This window comes from Pseudomonas sp. Sample_20 (assembly GCF_004307585.1).
GTDB classification, from domain to species: Bacteria; Pseudomonadota; Gammaproteobacteria; order Pseudomonadales; family Pseudomonadaceae; genus Aquipseudomonas; species Aquipseudomonas atacamensis.
In genome coordinates this window covers 1-737 of sequence record NZ_RCOA01000063.1, presented here as the reverse complement: position 1 = coordinate 737, position 737 = coordinate 1, and the positions used below count along the sequence as shown (strand labels likewise).

Annotated in this window: 1 protein-coding gene; it reads right to left on the bottom strand. The window is 55.8% G+C overall.

Going from position 1 to position 737, the window contains the following annotated elements; genetic code table 11:
• On the bottom strand, nucleotides 1-471 hold a 471-nt coding region (locus D8U70_RS14535), incomplete at its 3' end, for an ABC transporter substrate-binding protein (RefSeq protein ID WP_241664665.1).
• Nucleotides 472-737 lie beyond the last annotated feature (266 nt).

The window sequence follows — 737 nt, the reverse complement described above, 5'->3', positions numbered from 1 at the left end:
GTCGTCGACTTTATCGATCTTGGTGATGTTGGTGTCCATCCCCATGTCGGTGAAGTACGGGAATTCGGTCGGGTAGGCCTTACGGAACGGGTCGTCCTTATTGATCATGCGGTTGAAGGTAAACAGCACGTCGTCGGCGTTGAATTCACGAGTCGGCTTGAAATACGGGGTGGTGTGGAACTTGACGCCTTCACGCAGGTGGAAGGTGTAAGTCAGGCCATCGTCGGAAATGTCCCACTTGGTCGCCAGACCAGGAATCACGGCGGTGCCGCCGCGCTCGAACTGGGTCAGGCGGTTGAACATGGTTTCGGCTGAGGCGTCGAAGTCGGTTCCGGTGGTGTACTGGCCTGGATCAAAACCGGCCGGGCTCCCTTCGGAGCAGAACACCAGATTAGTCGCAGCGGTGGCGAAAGGTGCGGAGGCTAACAAGCCTGCGCCGACTAGAAACGGAATGACCGCGTGTTTAAGCATGTTGGCCTCATGATTTGTTGTCATTTTTTAGTTGTGAGGTACGACCTCGTGAGTCGTGCCTGCGGATACTTATGCAGGGCCCATACCCAATGCAAGATCCAGAGCGGTCGGCGGCGTTAAACGGTGGCACGAACGTACCTTAATGTCGCATCCGTATAACTTTTGACGCATTTGACCGTTTGCGGGGGGTTTTTGCGGTGCATTCGCGGCACTGAAATGGTGCGCCGGTCTTGTTCTGTGCGCTTGGGTGGGGCTTGGTGTTACTT